At 61.4% G+C, this 18,136-nt stretch carries 19 protein-coding genes; 8 read left to right on the top strand and 11 right to left on the bottom strand.

The window, feature by feature from the left end; translation table 11 throughout:
* Nucleotides 1-4 precede the first annotated feature (4 nt).
* Complete coding sequence (locus LPB072_RS16295) at nucleotides 5-553, top strand: hypothetical protein (RefSeq protein WP_082876791.1); 549 nt, start codon at nucleotides 5-7, stop codon at nucleotides 551-553.
* Between the two features lie 69 nt (nucleotides 554-622).
* Here LPB072_RS16295 and LPB072_RS16290 read toward each other — a convergent pair whose 3' ends face one another.
* Nucleotides 623-1,483 (bottom strand): transglutaminase family protein, encoded by an 861-nt coding sequence (locus LPB072_RS16290; protein ID WP_066087575.1) that lies wholly within the window; start codon nucleotides 1,481-1,483, stop codon nucleotides 623-625.
* A 507-nt stretch (nucleotides 1,484-1,990) separates the two neighbouring features.
* Between LPB072_RS16290 and LPB072_RS16285 the strand changes: the two genes are divergently transcribed.
* Entirely contained in the window at nucleotides 1,991-2,905 is a 915-nt protein-coding gene (locus LPB072_RS16285; RefSeq protein ID WP_066087577.1) for a homocysteine S-methyltransferase family protein, read from the top strand.
* 316 nt (nucleotides 2,906-3,221) lie between these two features.
* The gene (locus tag LPB072_RS16280) at nucleotides 3,222-4,157 is read left to right on the top strand and encodes a LysR family transcriptional regulator (RefSeq protein ID WP_066087579.1); all 936 of its coding nucleotides are present in this window, start codon (nucleotides 3,222-3,224) and stop codon (nucleotides 4,155-4,157) included.
* 19 nt (nucleotides 4,158-4,176) lie between these two features.
* Here the strand turns inward: LPB072_RS16280 and LPB072_RS16275 are convergent, their stop codons facing one another.
* On the bottom strand, nucleotides 4,177-4,788 hold the full coding sequence (locus LPB072_RS16275) for a glutathione S-transferase family protein (RefSeq protein ID WP_066087635.1): 612 nt from the start codon (nucleotides 4,786-4,788) through the stop codon (nucleotides 4,177-4,179).
* Between the two features lie 147 nt (nucleotides 4,789-4,935).
* Here LPB072_RS16275 and LPB072_RS16270 point away from each other — a divergent pair, with 147 nt between their 5' ends.
* Complete coding sequence (locus LPB072_RS16270; RefSeq protein ID WP_066087582.1) at nucleotides 4,936-5,412, top strand: hypothetical protein; 477 nt, start codon at nucleotides 4,936-4,938, stop codon at nucleotides 5,410-5,412.
* A 33-nt stretch (nucleotides 5,413-5,445) separates the two neighbouring features.
* Nucleotides 5,446-5,784: a single stranded DNA-binding domain-containing protein gene (locus tag LPB072_RS16265; RefSeq protein WP_066087585.1), complete on the top strand. Its 339-nt coding sequence runs from the start codon at nucleotides 5,446-5,448 to the stop codon at nucleotides 5,782-5,784.
* Between the two features lie 431 nt (nucleotides 5,785-6,215).
* On the opposite strand, the gene LPB072_RS16260 is transcribed toward LPB072_RS16265, so the two are convergent.
* The 5 genes from LPB072_RS16260 to LPB072_RS16240 all read right to left on the bottom strand — a co-directional run bounded on the left by LPB072_RS16260 (nucleotide 6,216) and on the right by LPB072_RS16240 (nucleotide 12,318).
* Nucleotides 6,216-6,515 carry a hypothetical protein gene (locus LPB072_RS16260; RefSeq protein ID WP_066087588.1) on the bottom strand — a complete coding sequence of 100 codons (300 nt, stop codon included), beginning with the start codon at nucleotides 6,513-6,515 and terminating at the stop codon, nucleotides 6,216-6,218.
* 401 nt (nucleotides 6,516-6,916) lie between these two features.
* Nucleotides 6,917-8,050: a molecular chaperone DnaJ gene (gene dnaJ, locus LPB072_RS16255; RefSeq protein ID WP_066087591.1), complete on the bottom strand. Its 1,134-nt coding sequence runs from the start codon at nucleotides 8,048-8,050 to the stop codon at nucleotides 6,917-6,919.
* Nucleotides 8,051-8,155: 105 nt separating this feature from the next.
* Entirely contained in the window at nucleotides 8,156-10,099 is a 1,944-nt protein-coding gene (gene dnaK, locus LPB072_RS16250; RefSeq protein WP_066087594.1) for a molecular chaperone DnaK, read from the bottom strand.
* 130 nt (nucleotides 10,100-10,229) lie between these two features.
* Nucleotides 10,230-10,808 (bottom strand): nucleotide exchange factor GrpE, encoded by a 579-nt coding sequence (gene grpE / locus LPB072_RS16245; RefSeq protein WP_082876792.1) that lies wholly within the window; start codon nucleotides 10,806-10,808, stop codon nucleotides 10,230-10,232.
* A gap of 466 nt (nucleotides 10,809-11,274) precedes the next feature.
* Nucleotides 11,275-12,318, bottom strand: a complete 1,044-nt coding sequence (locus tag LPB072_RS16240; RefSeq protein ID WP_066087641.1) for a GlxA family transcriptional regulator — start codon at nucleotides 12,316-12,318, stop codon at nucleotides 11,275-11,277.
* Nucleotides 12,319-12,448: 130 nt separating this feature from the next.
* Here LPB072_RS16240 and LPB072_RS16235 point away from each other — a divergent pair, with 130 nt between their 5' ends.
* From LPB072_RS16235 to LPB072_RS16220, 3 genes are all read left to right on the top strand, one after another.
* A complete protein-coding gene (locus LPB072_RS16235; RefSeq protein ID WP_066087599.1) occupies nucleotides 12,449-12,787 on the top strand; it encodes a DUF3817 domain-containing protein in 339 nt (112 codons plus the stop codon).
* Nucleotides 12,784-13,218, top strand: coding sequence for a CopD family protein (locus LPB072_RS16230; RefSeq protein WP_066087602.1), 435 nt, complete (start codon nucleotides 12,784-12,786; stop codon nucleotides 13,216-13,218). The genes LPB072_RS16235 and LPB072_RS16230 overlap by 4 nt, the downstream gene beginning before the upstream one ends.
* Nucleotides 13,219-13,877: 659 nt before the next feature.
* Complete coding sequence (locus tag LPB072_RS16220) at nucleotides 13,878-14,549, top strand: DUF3592 domain-containing protein (protein ID WP_157694123.1); 672 nt, start codon at nucleotides 13,878-13,880, stop codon at nucleotides 14,547-14,549.
* A 50-nt stretch (nucleotides 14,550-14,599) separates the two neighbouring features.
* Here LPB072_RS16220 and LPB072_RS16215 read toward each other — a convergent pair whose 3' ends face one another.
* The 4 genes from LPB072_RS16215 to LPB072_RS16200 all read right to left on the bottom strand — a co-directional run bounded on the left by LPB072_RS16215 (nucleotide 14,600) and on the right by LPB072_RS16200 (nucleotide 18,133).
* Nucleotides 14,600-14,944, bottom strand: coding sequence for a winged helix-turn-helix transcriptional regulator (locus LPB072_RS16215; RefSeq protein WP_066087647.1), 345 nt, complete (start codon nucleotides 14,942-14,944; stop codon nucleotides 14,600-14,602).
* Nucleotides 14,945-15,107: 163 nt separating this feature from the next.
* Entirely contained in the window at nucleotides 15,108-15,629 is a 522-nt protein-coding gene (locus tag LPB072_RS16210) for a MarR family winged helix-turn-helix transcriptional regulator (RefSeq protein WP_066087609.1), read from the bottom strand.
* 36 nt (nucleotides 15,630-15,665) lie between these two features.
* The gene (locus tag LPB072_RS16205) at nucleotides 15,666-17,342 is read right to left on the bottom strand and encodes an acyl-CoA dehydrogenase family protein (RefSeq protein ID WP_070263947.1); all 1,677 of its coding nucleotides are present in this window, start codon (nucleotides 17,340-17,342) and stop codon (nucleotides 15,666-15,668) included.
* A gap of 107 nt (nucleotides 17,343-17,449) precedes the next feature.
* Nucleotides 17,450-18,133 carry a flavin reductase family protein gene (locus tag LPB072_RS16200; RefSeq protein ID WP_066089199.1) on the bottom strand — a complete coding sequence of 228 codons (684 nt, stop codon included), beginning with the start codon at nucleotides 18,131-18,133 and terminating at the stop codon, nucleotides 17,450-17,452.
* Nucleotides 18,134-18,136 lie beyond the last annotated feature (3 nt).

The raw sequence follows: 18,136 nt of genomic DNA, 5'->3' as shown, positions 1-18,136 counted from the left end.
CCATATGAACCCCTCCATGACCGCCAACAGCCGAGCAACCAGCCCCGCCATTGCCACGCGCGGAAAGCCCGTGGACCCCATCCGTTGGCTGTTCGTGGCGGCTGTGCTCGGTTTCGTGGTGGGCGTTTTGTTCATTCTGGTGCAGCCCTTCTTTGGCATGGACACGCTGACCAGCCGCCACGCCGCCGCCTACCAGCAGCTGGGTGGCTGGAGCGCCACGCCGGCCATGCTCATGGCCTGGTTTGCCCATCTGGCGGTGTCGGTGGTGTACGGCCTGATGGGCGGCCTGGTGGTGTGGGCTGTGTCACGGCTTTCCATCGTGGCGTTGTGGACACTGGTCTTCACCTGGGTCACCACCGTGATCGCGCCGCCCGCGAATGCGCTCATCGTGCAGCTGGTGTCTTTTCAACAGATCGACCCCGGCAAGTTGCCTGCGTTGAACTTCAATTTTGATGAAAAGCTGGCGCTGCACCTGGTGGTGTTTGCGGCCATCATCGGTCCGTTGTATGCCTACCGGAAGATGAAGCCAGTCGATCGCAGCGACGCCCTGTGACAACGCCCAAGGAAGGACGCTGATGACCAGGTCGCGGTGCGGGCAGCAAGCCCGCGGCGGCCTGATTGATCAGGTCACCAGCACCTCGACCTCCATGCCCTCGAACGCGTTTGCCGCACCCACATAGCTGCCCGACACTGGCATCAACAGCGTGATATCGCGGGCAACGGCGACAGGAACCAGATTGAATCCGCCAATGCTGCGGTTGGTCGGGTCGAAGTTGATCCAGCCAGCGCCGGGCACATAGACCTCTGCCCACGCGTGGGTAGAGCCGGAGCCCGAAGAACCCGTGGCCGTGCTTTGCGGGTCGTACAGGTAGCCCGAGACGATGCGCGCGCCGATGTCCAGGCTGCGCACCGCCTCGGCGAACAGGATGGCGAAGTCTCGGCACGAACCTTTCCCCCGGTCGAGGGATTCGATGGGCGTCTGGGTGCCTTCGCTTTCGCGTACCTCGTATTGCAGAGATTCGGCCACACCGAGGCTGATGGCCTTCAGCAATTCCAGTGTGTCGGGCGCGGCGCCCTGCACGAAAGATCTGGCCCATTTCTGGAGGCGCCCCATCGGGTCAAGGTACTGCTGGATCGCAAGAGCGCCCAGATCGGCGCGGTCATCGTTCGAATAGAAGAAGGGGTAGTTGAGGGCCGAGGTCGAGATATTGAAGATGGGCCATGGGTTGGCGGTGAGGTTCAGTTCAAGGTTGCTTTCGATCCGCAAGACCTCGGTTTTGCCGGTGAACGACGCTGTCGCGACGGCATTGCCCGAGACGTCGTGCGCCCACGCGATCGTCGCCTCGGGAGACACCTTCAAGGTGTGCGACATGAGCTGCAGTTCACGGCTTTCTCTTGGGCGCAGCATCAGCCGATGTGCACTCAGGCTGACCGCACTGCGGTAGTGATAGACCGTTGTATGACAGATTCGGATTTGGGTCACGGTGGATAGGGGCCTCAAAATGACATTCAGGTTAGCACCGACTGTGCAAGCGAACGAGATGGTCCTGTGACCACGGAGCTGCGGGCAATGGCATTGGTGGCAAGACGCGTTCCGTGTGATGTCCAGATGGTGTTCACTTCAACAGCTCTGGCGCCCACGCAGCCCCTGCACACAGCCCCCTTTTTTTACAAGAAAAATGGCCACTTTTGAACGATCAAGTCTTCGTATCATGCGCTTTCTCGGTTGTGAAGAGGTCGCGGGCATACGTGCCGTCTTGTACACAGGCTGCGCAGCCGTCAAAGCGGTTGTTCGGCTTCAACAAAGCGCTGCGGTACATCACCCCGCTTTGGTCGGGTTTTGAAGGCGTCCTTGGTGGTTTCGTTGTGTTCCGAATGAGCTGTACCCCGTTCACATCCCGCTACCCACCATGGCTTACCGTGCTCCGCAACATGGTTGGTAGTACGCTCGCCAGCATTTCCACGTGGTTTTCTGAAAGGCCATTCATCCATGTACGACCACATTGTTGCCAAGCTGGCTCGCGGTGAAATCATCATTCTGGATGGTGGTACCGGTACCGATATCCAGCGCCGCGGTGCCACCATGAGCGGTGACACCTGGTGTGCGCAAGCCAACATGACCCATCCTGACATCGTCTGTGACGTGCACCGCGACTACGTGAATGCAGGGGCCGACATGGTGATCGCCAACACCTTTGCCACCAGCCCCTTGCTGTTCAACGCGCTGGGCCGTGACGACGAGCTGCTGGCCATCGACCGTGCAGCGGTGGCGCTGGCGCAGCAAGCCGTCGAGGGCCGGCCCGTGGCGGTCGCGGGATCGATTTCCACCATGCGTCCGGTGGTGGTGGGCTCCGACCGCACCGACATGCAGCAGGAATGGCCAGAGGCCGAGGCGCGTGCCTTGTTTGCGCGCAAGGCCGGCAACCTCGCGGCGGCCGGGGTGGACCTGATCATCATGGAAATGATGCGCGACGTGCGCTACTCCCTGTGGGCCACCGAAGCGGCGCTGGCCACGAGGCTGCCGGTGTGGGTGGGCATTGCCACCGAGCGCCGGGCCGATGGTGAGCTGGTGGGGTTCAGCCATCCAGACGAGTTGCTGGACGACGTGGTGCGCGTGCTCGCCGCCACCGGGCCTGTGCACATCAGCATCATGCATTCTTCACCCAACGACACGGGCGACGCCATCGACATCGTCAAACGGCACTGGACGGGGCCGATGGGCGCTTACCCGGAGAGCGGTTACTTCACCATGCCCGAGTGGAAGTTCGTGGACATCATCGACCCCGAAATCCTGGTCGAACATGCCCGGCGCTGGCGCAGCCAGGGGGTGACGGCGTTCGGAGGGTGTTGCGGTCTCGGGCCTCACCACATTGCTGCCTTGGCCCGCCAGTTCAATCCGGAATGATGCCCGGTTGAAGGCTGTGGCCACCGCTTGTGGCGGATGGGCGGCTTTGTGAGGGCGCTTAAGCGGTCGGCGTCTGGAGGGTCGCTCTCTGGCCGATTGACCAACGGGGCACCTGGGGTACAAATGCTTCGGCTGCGATCGTGGGCTGGTGGGCTTCTGAGGTTCCCGGCTTGTGGCCTGGAGTCGATTGCGGCGGGTTGGTGAATGGATTACAGGCGATCGGCGATCATCTGTCCAACACATAATCAATGTACTTGCATCTTGAATCCAGATGGATAAACTAAGATGACGGGTACCAGATCAACGCCGCCACCCCATGGAACTCCGACAACTGCGCTACTTTGTGGCCATCGCTGAAAGCGGCTCCTTCTCCAGGGCCGCGGAAAAGGTGTTTGTGGCCCAGTCGGCCTTGAGCCATCAAATTGCCCAGCTGGAGAGCGAGCTGGGCACCCCCCTGTTTCACCGCTCCCGGCGCGGTATCGAGCTGACCGAAGCGGGGCAGCGGTTTGCGCCCCATGCGGTGTCCATCCTTCGGCAAACCGAAGAAGCCGTGGCCAGCGCCCGCCAGACCACCAACGAACCCAGTGGCAAGGTGGTGTTTGGCATTCCGCACAGTGCCTCCAATGCCCTGGCGCTGCCCTTGCTGCGGGCCGTGCGTCAGCGCCTGCCCCGTGTGCAGATGGAACTGACCGAGGAGCTCACCGGGAACCTCAGCCAGCAGCTCACCACAGGGCAGCTCAACCTCGCGGTGTTGTTCGATGATGGCAACCTGCCCGAGTTCGAACACACGCCGATGCTGAGCGAGCGCATGTACCTGATCGAACCCGCCTTGCCTGGCAAGAAACCCCCGCGGCGGATCACGCTGAAGCAGGCGCTGAGCCGCCCGCTGGTGTTACCGGCGAGCCCCCATGGGGTGCGGCCCATCATCGAGGCGGCCGCGCTGCAGGCAGGCCTGGCGTCACCCCAGGTGGAGGCCGACATCAGCTCCATCAGCATCTTGCGCACCTCGCTGCTGGCCGGCATGGGGCGCACCTTGCTGCCTGTGATGCCGCTCAGGCAAGAGGTGGAAGCGGGCTTGCTGTGGGCCACCGAGATCGTGGACCCGCCGCTGGAGCGGATGTTGGCCATTTGCTGGTCGAAGCACATCCCCGTGTCGTCAGCATCGCAGGCAGTGATGCGGCTGACGCAGGAACTGGTGGCCCGGCTGTGTGCTGAGGGGCAATGGCTGGGTTCACGCCTTGTGAACGCCTGAGCAGGCGTTCTGCGGGGCTTTACGCACCGCTGCGCGCAATGGCCCGCTGGTAGGCGGGGCGCGCTTCGATGGCGTTCACAAAGCGGGCCAGATGAGGGAACGCCTCGGCACCGCCGTTGCGCACCGCGACCTGGGCCACAAACGACAACTGCACATCGGCGCCGGTGAGCGCGTTGCCGACGAAGAAGTCACGGCCTTCGAGTTCGCCGTTGAGATAGCCAAGGTGGTTTTGCATCTCGCTGGCGATGCGGGGGTGCAGCGGCGCGCCGGCGTCACCCAGACGGCTCACATACAGCTTCAGCAACATGGGCAACATGGCCGAGCCTTCGGCGTAGTGCATGAACTGCACATAACGGTTGTAGTCGGGCGCTTCGATGGCCGGGGCGAACTGGCCCTTGCCGTAGGTGCGGATCAGGTAGTCGACAATGGCACCCGATTCGATCAACACCTCGCTGCCGTCGCGCAAAACCGGGGCCTTGCCCAACGGGTGAATGGCTTGCAGTTCGGGCGGCGCCAGGCGTGTTTCGGGATCGCGGTGGTAGGTGATGACCTCGTAAGGAAGCCCGAGTTCTTCGAGCATCCAGGTGATGCGGCGTGAGCGGGATTCGGTGAGATGGTGGATTTCGATCATGGGGTATTCGACAGATGATTTGGACAGGTGGGTGGAGCATCTTGCGTGAGCTTGGCCCGGTGTGTCGCCGTTGGGTGCCATTGCCCTTTCAAAGAGGGTTGAAATAGGAGAAGGGTGTGCAGGAAATGCCGTTTACCATCGATTGTTATGACCGATGAACTCAAAGAACCCGTAAACGAAGCCCGCCTGTGGAGCGATGGGCAGTGGACCGCCCGCGTGATCAACAACGACGATGACGATGGCTGGGCTGTGGCCATGTACCTGGACGGCCAATCCGAGCCGGCGCTGGTGGGGCCATGGACCATGGGGCGCGACAAAAAGAACCCCAAGCCACTGGATGTGAACGCCTTCAACACTTTGGTGAAAACCGCCAAAGAGGTGATTCGGCGCTCGGAACAGCAGTTGCATGCGCAACTGAACAAAAATGTGTCGATTACGGTCAAGGGTGAGCGCATTCGGGTGGCGTTGGCCATCGTGCCCGACGAAGAAGGGGCCACCGCCACCTTGAGCGCGTTTGATGCCCTGGACGCAGAGCTGGCGCGCGTGCGCGTGGAGCCCACGTTCAAGCTGAACGTCGATACCGCAGTGGCCTGGGCCGCTGGTGGTTTCGGGCGACTCCGTTGACGCCTCTGTCACCACCCACTGGAAAACCTGCACATGATTGATGGACTGATCGCTGGACGCTTGATGGGCGATGCTTCTCGCCGCGTGGACAAGGCCGGGCGCACCTATGTGGTCGCCCGCGTGTTGGCGCGCAACAAGATGGACGAAGAGTTCATCGTCAACGTGATCGCGTTTGACGAGATGCCGAGCGCCTCCCTGCTGGCGCTTGCCGATGGCGAAGCGCTCACGCTCTCTGGTGCGTTGACTCCCAAGGTCTGGACCGACAAGCAAGGCAACCACCGTCCCAGCCTTGACCTGATTGCCGTGCAGGTGATGACCGCGTACCACGTGGGCAGCAAGCAGGTGGCTATGGACGGGGGCTCGCCTGAGTGAGGTGCCAGGTGGTTACTGCAGCGCTTGTGTCGCCCACTGACGGGGTGAGTGGCCGGCTTCAGGCGGTGCGCGCGTCGGGCGTGCCGTTTATCGATGCGGTCGGGGGGCGGCTTGGCCGCTGGACGGGATTGTCGCGCGAGGTTTTTTACGAACCCCAGCGTGTGGCAGCTCTTCCCATGGGTTTGGGTTACCCCGGAACAGGCAGGTCTGGTGACTTGCCCCCCGTCCCGAGTGCGCGCCGGCCTGGCGTGCGCCGCGGTTGGCTGAAATGCAGCATCTCCAACTGACCTTGGCGATCGGGCTGATGCCAAAAAAAGGGGCGATGGTTGCCCATCGCCCCTTGCTGAGCCGTTGATTCGAAGCGGTTTGCGGCTTCCGCTGAAAACAAGTTCACCTGTCCGAATCAGCCCTTGTCGACCGGAGTTGGTGCCTCAGATCGGGTTGGCCAGCAGCTTGGACAATGCGGCGATATTGGCCGCGCTCGGTACCTGGGGTTTCATCTCGTCTTCTGCGGCGGTTGCATTTTCATGCGCCTGGATGGCCGCGACCATTTGGTACTGGTTGTCCCAGCTGATGGTTTTGTCAGGCGGGCACAGGTCGCGCAACGTGCCGTACCAGTAGTAGCCGTCTTTGCCACCAAAGAGCTGGTCAATGCCGCCGGCATCGCCTGTGGTCAACCCTTGGGCTGCGAGGATGAGTTTGAGCTTTTGATGAGAAGCGGAGTAGTGCATGAATGGATTCCTGATGAAAAACTGGGCCTGCTTGCCCTCTCGGTGAAAGGCAGGCAGGCAGAGCTGAGATGGTCAATTTTACTGAAGCCGCCCAGGCATAGCCGGGCCTTCCGGTTCACGCCGCGGCCCGGTTTGCGATTTTTTCAGCCGTTTGCAGGCCCACTTCGAACGAGGTGCAGGCAAGCGGTGTCACATCCATTGCCAGCAAACGCTTGACCTTTCAATGAGCATCCGGGGCATTTTGCGCATGCTCCGGCAACCTGCTTCTCCGTAGACGACGCGCCTGGCCATTTGCCGAAAGGCAAAAGGGGCGCTGATGCGCCCCTTTTGCAGGAAATGAATGACTTCGCCTTTGGGCGAAAGCCCAGGTGCATTCTTTGAATGCCCCTGTGACCTTCTTCTCAGGAGAAGAAGCTCTTGGCCTTTTCAAACCAGCCTTTGTCGTTCGGGCTGTGCTTGTGGCCACCCTTTTTGAAAGACTCGTCGAGCTCCTTGAGCAGCTTGCGCTGGTGCTCGGTGAGCTTGACCGGGGTTTCCACTGCCACGTGGCAATACAGATCGCCTGGGTAGCTGCTGCGTACGCCCTTGATGCCTTTGCCGCGCAACCGGAAGGTTTTGCCGCTTTGGGTGCCTTCGGGCAGGTCAATGGTGGCCTTGCCCTGCAACGTGGGCACGTCGATTTCACCGCCGAGGGCCGATGTGGTCATGGAAACGGGCACCTGGCAGTGCAGGTCGTCGCCTTCGCGTTCAAAAATATCGTGCTTGCGCAGACGAATCTCAATGAACAGGTCGCCTGATGGCCCACCGTTCTGGCCCGGTTCACCGTTGCCGGTGGAGCGGATGCGCTGGCCGTCGTCGATGCCCGCCGGAATCTTGATTTCCAGCGTCTTCTGTTTCTTGATCTTGCCTTGACCGTGGCAGGTGACGCAGGGCTCGGGAATGATCTTGCCGGTGCCGTGGCAATGTGGGCAGTTTTGCTGCACGCTGAAAAAACCCTGGCGCATCTGCACCACGCCCTGACCATGACAGGTGGAGCAGGTTTTGGCGCTGGTACCGGGTTTGGCGCCATTGCCTTTGCAGGTTTCGCAGTTGTCCCAGGACGGAATGCGAATCTGACTTTCCTTGCCCGCAGCGGCCTCTTCCAGGTCGATTTCCATGGCGTAAGACAGATCGGCCCCACGGTACACCTGGCGTCCGTTGCGCTGGCCACGTTGGCCACCAAAGATGTCACCGAAGATGTCGCCGAAGGCGCCCGAGAAACCTTCAAAACCGTCGGCTCCACCCGCACCACCGCGCATGTTGGGATCAACGCCGGCGTGGCCATATTGGTCGTAAGCAGCCTTCTTCTGGGGGTCGGAAAGCATTTCATAGGCCTCTTTGGCCTCTTTGAACCGCTCTTCGGCGGCTTTGGCCGCATCGCCCTGGTTGCGGTCAGGGTGGTGCTTCATCGCCAGTTTGCGATACGCCTTCTTGATTTCGTCGTCTGAAGCATTCTTGGGGACGCCCAGCACTTCGTAAAAGTCGCGTTTTGCCATGGTGTGATCGGGAACAGTTAAAAACAGGTGCGCCGCGAACGGTCACGGGAGGGTGACCGAGCGCGGCGGCAGAGGATCAAGGCCACAGGCCTTGAGCTGGGTCGATCAACCCTTTTTCACTTCCTTGACTTCGGCATCCACGATGTCGTCGTCAGCGGCGGCGGAGCCACCTTTGTCGGCCGAAGCACCCGCTTCGGCGGAAGCGCCTTCTGCTGCAGCTTCGGCTTGCGATGCGGCGTAAACCTTCTCGCCCAGTTTCTGGCTGGCGCTCATCAGGGTTTCGGTCTTGCTGTCGATTTCGGCCTTGTCGTCGCCTTTGAGGGCTTCTTCGGCGTCTTTCAAAGCGGTTTCGATGGCTTCTTTTTCGCCAGCGTCGAGCTTGTCGCCATGCTCAACAAGGCTCTTCTTCACGCTGTGCACCATGGCTTCGCCCTGGTTGCGTGCCTGTGCCAGCTCGACCTTTTTCTTGTCGTCAGCGGCATTCAGCTCGGCGTCTTTCACCATTTGCTGGATCTCTTCTTCCGACAGGCCCGAGTTCGCCTTGATGGTGATCTTGTTTTCCTTGCCGGTGCCTTTGTCTTTGGCGCCCACGTGCAAGATGCCGTTGGCGTCGATGTCAAAGGACACTTCGATCTGGGGCATGCCGCGCGGTGCGTTCGGGATGCCTTCCAGGTTGAACTCACCCAGCGCCTTGTTGCCGGCAGCGATTTCACGCTCGCCCTGGAAGACCTTGATGGTCACAGCGGGCTGGTTGTCTTCGGCGGTCGAGAAGGTTTGCGAGAACTTGGTCGGAATGGTCGTGTTCTTGGCGATCATCTTGGTCATGACGCCGCCCATGGTTTCGATACCGAGCGACAGGGGGGTCACGTCAAGCAGCAACACGTCTTTGCGGTCACCGGAGAGCACCTGGCCCTGAATCGCAGCGCCAACAGCCACAGCTTCGTCGGGGTTCACGTCTTTGCGCGGCTCTTTGCCGAACAGTTCCTTGACCTTTTCCTGCACCTTGGGCATGCGGCTCATGCCGCCGACCAGAATCACGTCGTTGATGTCGCTCACGCTGATGCCGGCGTCTTTGATGGCGGTGCGGCAAGGGGCGATGGTGCGCTCGATCAGCTCTTCCACCAGGGCTTCCAGCTTGGCGCGGGTCAACTTGATGTTCAGGTGTTTCGGGCCCGATGCATCGGCGGTGATGTAAGGCAGGTTGACGTCGGTGGCGGCCGAGCTGGACAGCTCGATCTTGGCCTTCTCAGCGGCTTCTTTCAGGCGCTGCAGGGCCAACACGTCTTTGGTCAGGTCGACGCCTTGTTCTTTCTTGAACTCGGTGACGATGTGGTCGATGATGCGCTGGTCGAAATCTTCACCACCCAGGAAGGTGTCGCCGTTGGTGGACAACACTTCGAATTGCTTCTCACCATCGACATCGGCGATTTCGATGATGGACACGTCAAAGGTGCCACCGCCCAGGTCGTACACGGCGATCTTGCGGTCGCCCTTGTCTTGCTTGTCCAGGCCGAAGGCCAGGGCTGCAGCGGTGGGTTCATTGATGATGCGCTTGACATCGAGACCGGCAATGCGGCCGGCGTCTTTGGTGGCCTGGCGCTGGGCGTCGTTGAAGTAGGCCGGCACGGTAATGACGGCTTCGGTCACGGGCTCGCCGAGGTAGTCTTCGGCGGTTTTCTTCATCTTGCGCAGGATGTCGGCCGAGACTTGTTGGGCCGAGAGCTGCTTGCCATTCACTTCCACCCATGCGTCGCCGTTGTCGGCAGCCACGATGGCGTAAGGCATCAGCTTGATGTCTTTCTGAACTTCTTTTTCGGTGAACTTGCGGCCGATCAAACGCTTGATCGCGTACAGCGTGTTCTTGGGGTTGGTCACAGCCTGGCGCTTGGCGCTGGCACCCACCAGCACTTCGCCGTCAGCCTGGTAGGCCACGATAGACGGCGTGGTGCGCGCGCCTTCGGCGTTTTCGATCACCTTGGTGGTGTTGCCTTCCATGATGGACACACAAGAGTTGGTGGTGCCCAAGTCAATGCCGATGATTTTTCCCATGATGTTTGCTCCGAGAGAATGTAAATTGAAACTGATGAAAAGATGTGGATAACTTTGTGGATTTCAAGTGGGTGGCGTGTGGATTTGCTGTGGTCCGGTCGGGATAACCAGCGGATTCACGCCATCAAGCTCACTTGGCAGCCGCTACCGTGACCAGAGCCGGGCGCAACACGCGCTCAGCGATCAAATAGCCCTTTTGCAAAACCGAAACCACGGTGTTGGCTTCCTGGTCTGCGGGCACCATGCTGATGGCCTGGTGCTGGTGGGGATCAAATTTGCTGCCCACGGCAGGGTCAATCTGAATCACTTTGTGGCGTTCCAGCGCGCTTTTGAGCTGCTTGAGCGTGGCCTCCGAGCCTTCGCGCAGTTGCTCGCGGGTGGCTTCCTGGATGGCCAGGCCGGCCTCCAGGCTGTCGGTCACCGGCAGCAGGCTTTCGGCAAAGCTTTCGACCGCAAATTTGCGCGCCTTGCTCATGTCTTCTTCAGCGCGGCGGCGGGTGTTTTCGGCTTCGGCCTTGGCGCGCAGAAACTGCTCGGCCAGATCGGTGTTCTGCGCCTTGAGAAGGGTCACTTCGTTGGTCAACGTGGCCAGCGCATCGGTTTCGTTCGCGGCCGAAGCGGCCAGCGCCTCTTCGGGGCTGGTGGCAGCAGTGGAATCGACGGGTGTGGCGGTCTGGGCTTGGGGATCGGTGGGGGGCGTTTGGCTCATAGAGTGGGTGGCGGTTCGTTTCGTTAGGCGAGGCCGTCAAAGGCCATACGCACCATGTGGGTACACGGAAAGGGTTTTCAAGGGCAGATTTGGGCTCGAAGCGCATTCAGGGGCGAAGATGCTTCATTTTCAGCAAAAAATGCCCTGAAACGGGTTCGCTTCGGTCCATTGGAGCGGAATCCCCGGTGGGATAGGCGCCACCAACGGGCAATCCGATTGGCCGGGAACGGTGGCCGACTCCAGTCAGCTTGGCCTGTGATTCTATGACCAAGCAGCCTGGGTCCAGCTCTTTTGGTGCCCCAGGGAAGCCGACGGGAGTCTCGTTGGGGGAGTCTTTCAAAGGGAATGCACCTTGTTTTTGGCGTGGTGCTGTGCGCTCGGCAGACGCCGGGTTTGTGAAGCGCGCCGGTCCACCGCGTTCGATCCCTTCACGCACGCGATCTGGCCGGTGGCGTTTTTTGCCCGTTCAACGAGGGGCCTGAACGGGTCGTTCGGATGGCAGTTGAAATGCAGTGGCTGGCGCATGCCAGCCCTGAGGCCCGAAGTTGCGTCGGTAGTTGCTGGGACTGACCCCTGTGACCCGGTGGAACTGCGCTCTGAAGTTCGCTGCCGACCCCAGGCCCACCTTCGACACGATGTCTTCAATGGTCAGCGGGGTGGTCTCCAGCAGTGTTTGAGCGCGCTGAATGCGTGCTTGCGACAGCCATTGGGCCGGGGACATGCCCAGTTGCTCCTGAAAGCGGCGGTTGAGGGTGCGTTGGCTGCTGCAAGCCTTTTTTGCCAGCGCATCCAGAGAAAGTGGCCTGTGAAGCTGTCCCAGTGCCCATGTCATGAGCGGCTCGAGGTATTTGTTGTGGGGCAAGTCCTGCGGCTGAATGAACTGGGCCTGCCCGCCTTCACGCTGGAGCGGAATGACCGAGAGGCGGGCCACCTGGGCTGCGACGGCCGCGCCAAAATCGCGACGCACCATGTGCAGGCAGAGATCGAGGCCCGCCGCCGCACCCGCCGAGGTCAGAACCTGTCCTTCGTCGATGAACAGGACCTTTGCATTGACTTCCACCTGTGGGTACAAGCGCGCGAGGGAGTCGGCCTCTTTCCAGTGTGTGGTTACACGCAGGCCGTCGAGCAGCCCGGCCTCGGCCAAGGCAAATGCGCCAGAGCAGATGGACGCCAGGCGCACGCCGTGCCGATGCGCCTTGCGCAAGGCCTGCATGACCACGGGCGTCACACCCGCCGTCGCTGGTTCGGTGCCGGGAACAATGATGGTTTGAGCCTCCGAGAGGGCTTCCAGGCCGTGTTTGACCCGGATGCCGAACAGCCCGGTGTCCAGTTCGTCCATTTCTCCGCAGACGCTCACCTGGTAACAGGGCATACCCACATCGCGCATGGCCCTGCCGAACACCTCGAGGGCAATGGTGAGGTCAAAAGCGATCAGACCGGGCAAGGCCAGGACGACGACCCTGTGGGGTTTCAAAGGCGAAGGCGCAACGGCTTTGGGTGTCGACGGCATGGGCGCAAGAATGGATTGGAGTCCCCATTTTGGCGGAAAACAGGCGTTCATTGTCAATCTGGCCACTTTCGTTTTTCACCGGGGAAAGAAAGAATGAGGTTGTCGCTTTCGATTTTTTCGGGAACCCTGCATGCCTTCCACCCCCCGCCGCCACTTTCGCCTGAGCTCCTTGTGCCTGTTGGAGGCGTCTACTTTGCTGCTCTTGTTGCTGGTGGCTGTTCCGCTCAAACACCTGGCCGGTTTTGGACTGGGTGTGGCCGTCATGGGGCCTGCCCATGGGTTGGTGTTTCTGGGCTTTTGCTGGACCCTGGTCAACCGGGTGGCCGCACAGGAACTCACCGGACATGTGGCCTGGAAACTGTTGGCGGCGGCCTGCCTTCCCCTGGGCGGTTTTTACAGCTGCCGGATGCTGCGCAACGCTGCTGTGGCGACTGAAATCCCGCTTGCATTGGGCGAGGCCCAGTCGTGACCTACCTCTGGATCAAGGGCCTTCACCTGGCCGCTGCCTTTGCATGGGTCGGTGGGCTGCTGATGCTCGGGGTGGCATTGCGCGTCTGGCAGCCCGCCGGAGTCGAGCTCTCGCCACAGGAGCGGTGTTGGGGGCAAGCGGTTCAGCGCTGGGATCGCCGGGTCACAGTGCCAGCCATGTTGGCTGTATGGGCGTTTGGCATCAGTTTGGCGATGCTCGGGTCCTGGTTCGGTGCCGTCTGGCTGACGCTGAAATTCGCGATTGTGCTTGTGTTGTCGGGTTTGCACGGCATTTTGTCTGGAACCTTGCGCCGCCGTCTGGAGCCGTATCAAGGCGCTGATGGTCACCCATGGCTGAGGCTCAGCCCGGCCTTCACGGTGACGGTGGCCGGGCTGATTGCGTTCCTGGTGATTCTCAAGCCGTCGTTTTAAACCGGGAACCTCGATCGGCGGGTGGTGATTGTCATGCCCCAAGAATGCCGGTGTGCTTTGGGTTCACGGCCCTGGTGGAACGGATGCCGTGCAAGCCACCTTGCCGCCCAGCCGAGGGCATTCGTCGGAGAGGCATGGTTTGACAGCCCCGGAGCTAAGGCGCGATTCTGTGCCCATGCCCATACTCGACACCGCCTCCACACCATGACGCCCTTGACGGGACGCCATGGCATTGCCACTGCTGTGCTGGCGGGCTTGATCGCATGCGTGTCCTTTGGCGCTGTGCCCGCCCCGAACCCTCGGGAAAAGCTGGCGAAGGTCCACCAAGTCTCGGCGCTGGTTGTGCCCTCGGGCAAGCCCGCGAAAAAACCAGCTGTCAGACAAGACAAGAACCTGGTGACCTTTGATTTATCGTTGGATGTGCTGCAGCATCAGGTGTTTGGATCACCGCGGGGCGATCGCGATAGCGGCCCCTGAAAAGATTGGCGACGCGCTGGCTGGCCAACCATCCGCAGGGTCGGATGATCCGTGAACGCAGTTGCACGGAAGGGATGACAGCGCGTGACGGGCTCTTGCTGGCCGGTGAATCAACGCTGCGGCCTTGCAATGTTTGCAGGATTCGATTTCGGTGCCTGTGCAGGCGCCAACAAGGGGTTGAAATGAAATGGTTTGCTTGGGTGCTGGGCCTGATCGGTGTGGTGGCCATTGCCGTGGGCATCGGGTTTTTTATGCATACCCAGCGGTTCCTGGATCGAGCCCAGATGGCCCCTGGCGTGGTGACCGAACTGGTGGTGTCGACGAAAAAGGTGTCGTCAACCACCTATAAGCCCCTCGTGCGGTTTGAAACACCCTCTGGGGCGGTGATCGATTTCACCTCCAGCGTGGCCAGCGCCCCAGCCGCCTACCGGGTCGGCGAACCGGTGACGGTGTTCTTTGACCCGGCGAACCCGAGCGAGGCGCGGGTGAATGGGTTTTTTGAGCTGTGGGGCATCGCCAGCATCGCGGGCGTGGTGGGAACGGTGTTCTTTCTGGTGGGGGTGGGCTTTGGCACCGCCAAGTGGTTCTACGGGCGGAAACTGGCGAGGTTGAGCGAGACAGGCGACCTGGTGCTGGCCACGTTCGATAAGGTTGAACCAGATGCCGGCACCACATTGAACAACCGCCATCCATGGCGCGTGCACGCCCATTGGATCGATCCCCTATCCGGGAAGCGGCATCTGTTCACGAGCGAAATGCTTTGGGAAGACCCTACCGAACGCGCGGGGCAATCATTGGTTCGGGTGTATGTCGAACGCGGCAACCCCAAGCGCTACGCGATGGACCTTTCTTAGGGGGCGAGGGTGGTCTCCGCAGCGACCAACCAAAGCCCGACTGGCTTGTTTCAGAGGCTGGGCTGGGCAGGCGTGTGCATCGACAACACGGTTGAACGCGCCTGATGCTGCGCCCATTTGGCCGCAAAGCTTTGCACTTCGCCCAGGCGGCGGGCCAGATCATGCCCTTGGTGGGTCAGGCGGTAACCGTCGCCAGAGTGTTCCACCAGCAACGCCGCGCGCAAGGCTTTGAGTCGGGTGTTGAGTGTGTTGGGTGTGACGCCGCCTACGCTGTCTTGCAGCAGGCGAAAGGTTTGCGGGTGGCCGTCAGACAGCGCTCGCAAGACCCGGATCGCATAGCGCGATTCCAGCAATGAAAAAAGCTGGGTGGCAGCGGGGTTGTCTTGGGCACTCATGGTGGGCGTCTCCTGCGGCAGCCCTGTTTGGGGCAGTGTCTTCTTTTTCGGGCTGACGTCGGGCTGCAACGCCATTTTGGCTCCCGCCCCCATGGTGCCCCCTTCTGCCCGTTTCATGCCTTGGGGCATACCCCGATTGCATCTGCCAATGCAAGTGCTGGCGTCAGTTTTGGTAGACCTTGCGCAGCAAAGCTTTGAGCTTGTCGAGCTCGCCGGGTGTCAAGGCATGTGCGGCATCGTGCTCCAGCGCAGTGGCCGTCAGCTGTGCCTCATGCTGCAGGCGCCGACCATGAGCGGACAGGTGGAGCCCCTGGGCCCGACCGTCGGTCGGGTGGGCCTTTCGAACGATCAGGCCGCGCTGGTCAAGGCTTTTGATGATGCCCACCAGATTGGGCGGCAGGATGTCGAGTGCCGAACAGGTCTGGCGCGAAGTGATACCGGGGTTGTGGGCAATCAGCGTGAGCACCGAAAACTCCACCGGTTTCAGCCCGAATGGCGCCATGCGTTTAAGAAAAACCGAGATCACTGCCAGGGCTGCCCGCCGTGCGTTGTAGCCCAGAAGCGACTCCAGGTAGCTGGTGTTCAGCGGGGGCTCAGCCGTGGCCACTGGTGCAGGGGTCGCCACAGCGCCTGATCTGGGGGCTTTGGGCTTGCTTGGAGCGCGTGTTGACTTGGGTGCGGACATGGAGACGGAGCATAGCGCGGCCTGCGCATTTGGCGATCATGCTGGCGACAGCGAAGCCTGCATCATGGCCATACGCATTTCGAATTCCGGCCACACCCACCGCCAGAAGCCGTTTTGTGCGGCCCGCCACCTGACCACATCGGCCCCGGGCGTATGGGCTATGCGCTCCCATGCCCATGCCATCAACAACAGGGCCAGTGCGCGCAGGAAATCATCGGCGAGCCAGTAAGGCAGTTCGGGTGAGGCTCCGGCTGCCTGGGTTTGCACCAGCAACTGCTCGCGGGTGAAGTTGGTGAACTGCTGCAGGGCTGCGGCAGCCACGGCACTGCCTGCGGGCAGGTCGGCCGCGAGTTCATTCAGCAAAGTGAGCAAGCTCTTGGCGCCATCGGGCAGCACCTTGCGCACCAGCAGGTCAATGGCCTGAATTTCGTTGGTGCCTTCATAAATCATGGCCACCCGCGCGTCGCGCACATGCTGCTCGATGCCCCATTCGCGCACATAACCGTGGCCACCAAAGACCTGAAGGCAAGCGCTGGCGCCGGTGAAGGCCTGGTCGGTCCAGGCGGCTTTGAGAACGGGCGTGACCAGGGTGCACCAGCGGTTGGCGGTTTCGCGTTTGGCCGGATCTGGGTGGTGTTTGATGACATCCAGCTCCAGCGCGGTGCGGTAGGCGAGCACACGGCCGGCGTCTATCCAGGCGCGCTGTGCATCCAGAATGCGGCGCATGGCGGGGTGTTTCTGAATCGGGTCGGCCTGACCTGCCTTGCTGGGGCTGCCGGGGGCGCGCATCTGCTGGCGTTCCTGCGCATAGGCGTCGGCCTTTTGCCAGGCAGCCTCCAGCAGGCCGATGCCCTGCAGGCCCACATGCAGGCGGGCCGCATTCATCATCACGAACATGGCGTTGAGCCCCTTGCCCGGTTCGCCCACCATCCAGCCGGCGGCCTCGTCGAAGCGCATCACGCAGGTGGGACTGCCGTGCAGGCCCATTTTTTCTTCAATGCGTTCGCAAGCCACGGCGCTTCTGGTTCCATCTTCATAGAACTTGGGGACGAGGAACAGCGACAAACCTTTGGGCCCGGGAGGCGCTTCGGGCAGGCGCGCCAGCACCAGGTGGACGATGTTGTCGGTCAGGTCGTGTTCGCCTCCGGAGATGAAAATTTTGGTGCCGCTCAAGAGGTAGCGGCCATCGGCTTGTGGAACGGCCTTCGTGCGCACCAGACCCAAGTCGGAACCCGCATGGGGCTCGGTCAGGCACATGGTGGCCAACCACTCGCCAGTGGCCACTTTTTCCAGGTAGCGTGCCTTCAGCGTGTCGCTGCCGTGGTGTTTGATGCATTCGTAAGCGCCGTGCAGCAAGCCGGGTGCCATGGTCCAGCCATGGTTGGCGGCGCTCAGGTTTTCGTAGAGCATGGCTTCGAGCACGGCAGGCAAACCTTGACCGCCATCCTCTCCGGCCGCCGACAGGGCGGGCCACCCCGCTTGCCAGAAAGCCTGGTAAGCCTCCCGGAAGCCAGGCGGCGTAGTGACGGTGCCGTTGTTGAACTGAGCCCCGATCTCGTCGCCCTCGCGGTTCAGCGGCGCGATGACCTCGCCCACGAACTTGCCTGCTTCTTCCAGTACTTGCTGCATCAGGTCCGCGTCGAACTCGCCGTAAGCAGGCAGGCCGCGCAGCTGCTCAGGCGCCTGGAGCACCTGTTGCAGGATGAAGAACATGTCGTCGGTGGGGGGTTGAAAGTGATTCACGTGCGATGGCGTCGAGAAAATGTTGAAAGAAGAGACCGGCCTTCAGGGGCTGGAGATGTTGACCGGGGTTGGGTGGTTCAACGCTCAGGGGTTGCTTGCGCAGCCTTGTCTGGCGAGCCTTCCAGACCAGCCAGCAAAGCCTTGCTGTTGCCAGGGATCACCATCCGGAACTGGTTGTCGACGTAGGTGTAGTCGTAGTAGCCCATGCGGGCCAGCGGCTGGATCTTGAGCACGTCGACCAGACCTTGGTCGTTGATCACTTCATCGTCGATGTGAATGGCCACCACGCGACCGAACACCACATCGACCGTGCCCATGGGTGGCGTGCCCGGGAAGCGCAGGGTGTTGAGGTATTCGCACTCAAATTGAATCGGTGAGCCCTTGACGCGCTTGGGTTTGACCAGGCGACTGGGCAGCTTCTCCAGCCCGGCGCGCTCGAACTCGTCGATCCCGTGGGGCAGCTCTTCGGCGCTGATATTGACCGCATCGCGCAAAGCATAGGTGGCCATGTTCCAGACGAACTGCCCGGTTTGCTCGGCATTGCGCACCGAGTCTTTTCGCTCACCCTGGGTGGTCTGGTTGGCGCTGAACATGACGATGGGCGGATCGAAGGTCACGTTCTGGAACTGGCTGTACGGTGCCAGGTTGTCTTGCCCCTGGGTATCGACCGTGGAGATCCAGCCAATCGGGCGGGGGATCACGCAGGACTTGAACGGATCGTGTGGCAGTCCGTGGGGTGTTTTGCCGGGTTCGTAGTACATGTG

Origin of the sequence: Hydrogenophaga crassostreae (assembly GCF_001761385.1) — a bacterium.
Lineage (GTDB): Bacteria > Pseudomonadota > Gammaproteobacteria > Burkholderiales > Burkholderiaceae_C > Hydrogenophaga > Hydrogenophaga crassostreae.
The sequence above is the reverse complement of the archived record's forward strand: the minus strand, read 5'-3'. Positions and strand labels throughout refer to the sequence as shown.

What these genes read in the sequence shown, in the direction of transcription:
- LPB072_RS16295 (WP_082876791.1), top strand. Translation starts at nt 5, where the DNA reads ATGAACCCCTCCATGACCGCCAACAGCCGAGCAACCAGCCCCGCCATT.
- LPB072_RS16285 (WP_066087577.1), top strand. Translation starts at nt 1,991, where the DNA reads ATGTACGACCACATTGTTGCCAAGCTGGCTCGCGGTGAAATCATCATT.
- LPB072_RS16280 (WP_066087579.1), top strand. Translation starts at nt 3,222, where the DNA reads ATGGAACTCCGACAACTGCGCTACTTTGTGGCCATCGCTGAAAGCGGC.
- LPB072_RS16275 (WP_066087635.1), bottom strand. Translation starts at nt 4,788, where the DNA reads ATGATCGAAATCCACCATCTCACCGAATCCCGCTCACGCCGCATCACC.
- LPB072_RS16270 (WP_066087582.1), top strand. Translation starts at nt 4,936, where the DNA reads ATGACCGATGAACTCAAAGAACCCGTAAACGAAGCCCGCCTGTGGAGC.
- LPB072_RS16265 (WP_066087585.1), top strand. Translation starts at nt 5,446, where the DNA reads ATGATTGATGGACTGATCGCTGGACGCTTGATGGGCGATGCTTCTCGC.
- LPB072_RS16260 (WP_066087588.1), bottom strand. Translation starts at nt 6,515, where the DNA reads ATGCACTACTCCGCTTCTCATCAAAAGCTCAAACTCATCCTCGCAGCC.
- dnaJ (WP_066087591.1), bottom strand. Translation starts at nt 8,050, where the DNA reads ATGGCAAAACGCGACTTTTACGAAGTGCTGGGCGTCCCCAAGAATGCT.
- dnaK (WP_066087594.1), bottom strand. Translation starts at nt 10,099, where the DNA reads ATGGGAAAAATCATCGGCATTGACTTGGGCACCACCAACTCTTGTGTG.
- grpE (WP_082876792.1), bottom strand. Translation starts at nt 10,808, where the DNA reads ATGAGCCAAACGCCCCCCACCGATCCCCAAGCCCAGACCGCCACACCC.
- LPB072_RS16240 (WP_066087641.1), bottom strand. Translation starts at nt 12,318, where the DNA reads ATGCCGTCGACACCCAAAGCCGTTGCGCCTTCGCCTTTGAAACCCCAC.
- LPB072_RS16235 (WP_066087599.1), top strand. Translation starts at nt 12,449, where the DNA reads ATGCCTTCCACCCCCCGCCGCCACTTTCGCCTGAGCTCCTTGTGCCTG.
- LPB072_RS16220 (WP_157694123.1), top strand. Translation starts at nt 13,878, where the DNA reads ATGAAATGGTTTGCTTGGGTGCTGGGCCTGATCGGTGTGGTGGCCATT.
- LPB072_RS16215 (WP_066087647.1), bottom strand. Translation starts at nt 14,944, where the DNA reads ATGAGTGCCCAAGACAACCCCGCTGCCACCCAGCTTTTTTCATTGCTG.
- LPB072_RS16210 (WP_066087609.1), bottom strand. Translation starts at nt 15,629, where the DNA reads ATGTCCGCACCCAAGTCAACACGCGCTCCAAGCAAGCCCAAAGCCCCC.
- LPB072_RS16205 (WP_070263947.1), bottom strand. Translation starts at nt 17,342, where the DNA reads ATGTTCTTCATCCTGCAACAGGTGCTCCAGGCGCCTGAGCAGCTGCGC.
- LPB072_RS16200 (WP_066089199.1), bottom strand. Translation starts at nt 18,133, where the DNA reads ATGTACTACGAACCCGGCAAAACACCCCACGGACTGCCACACGATCCG.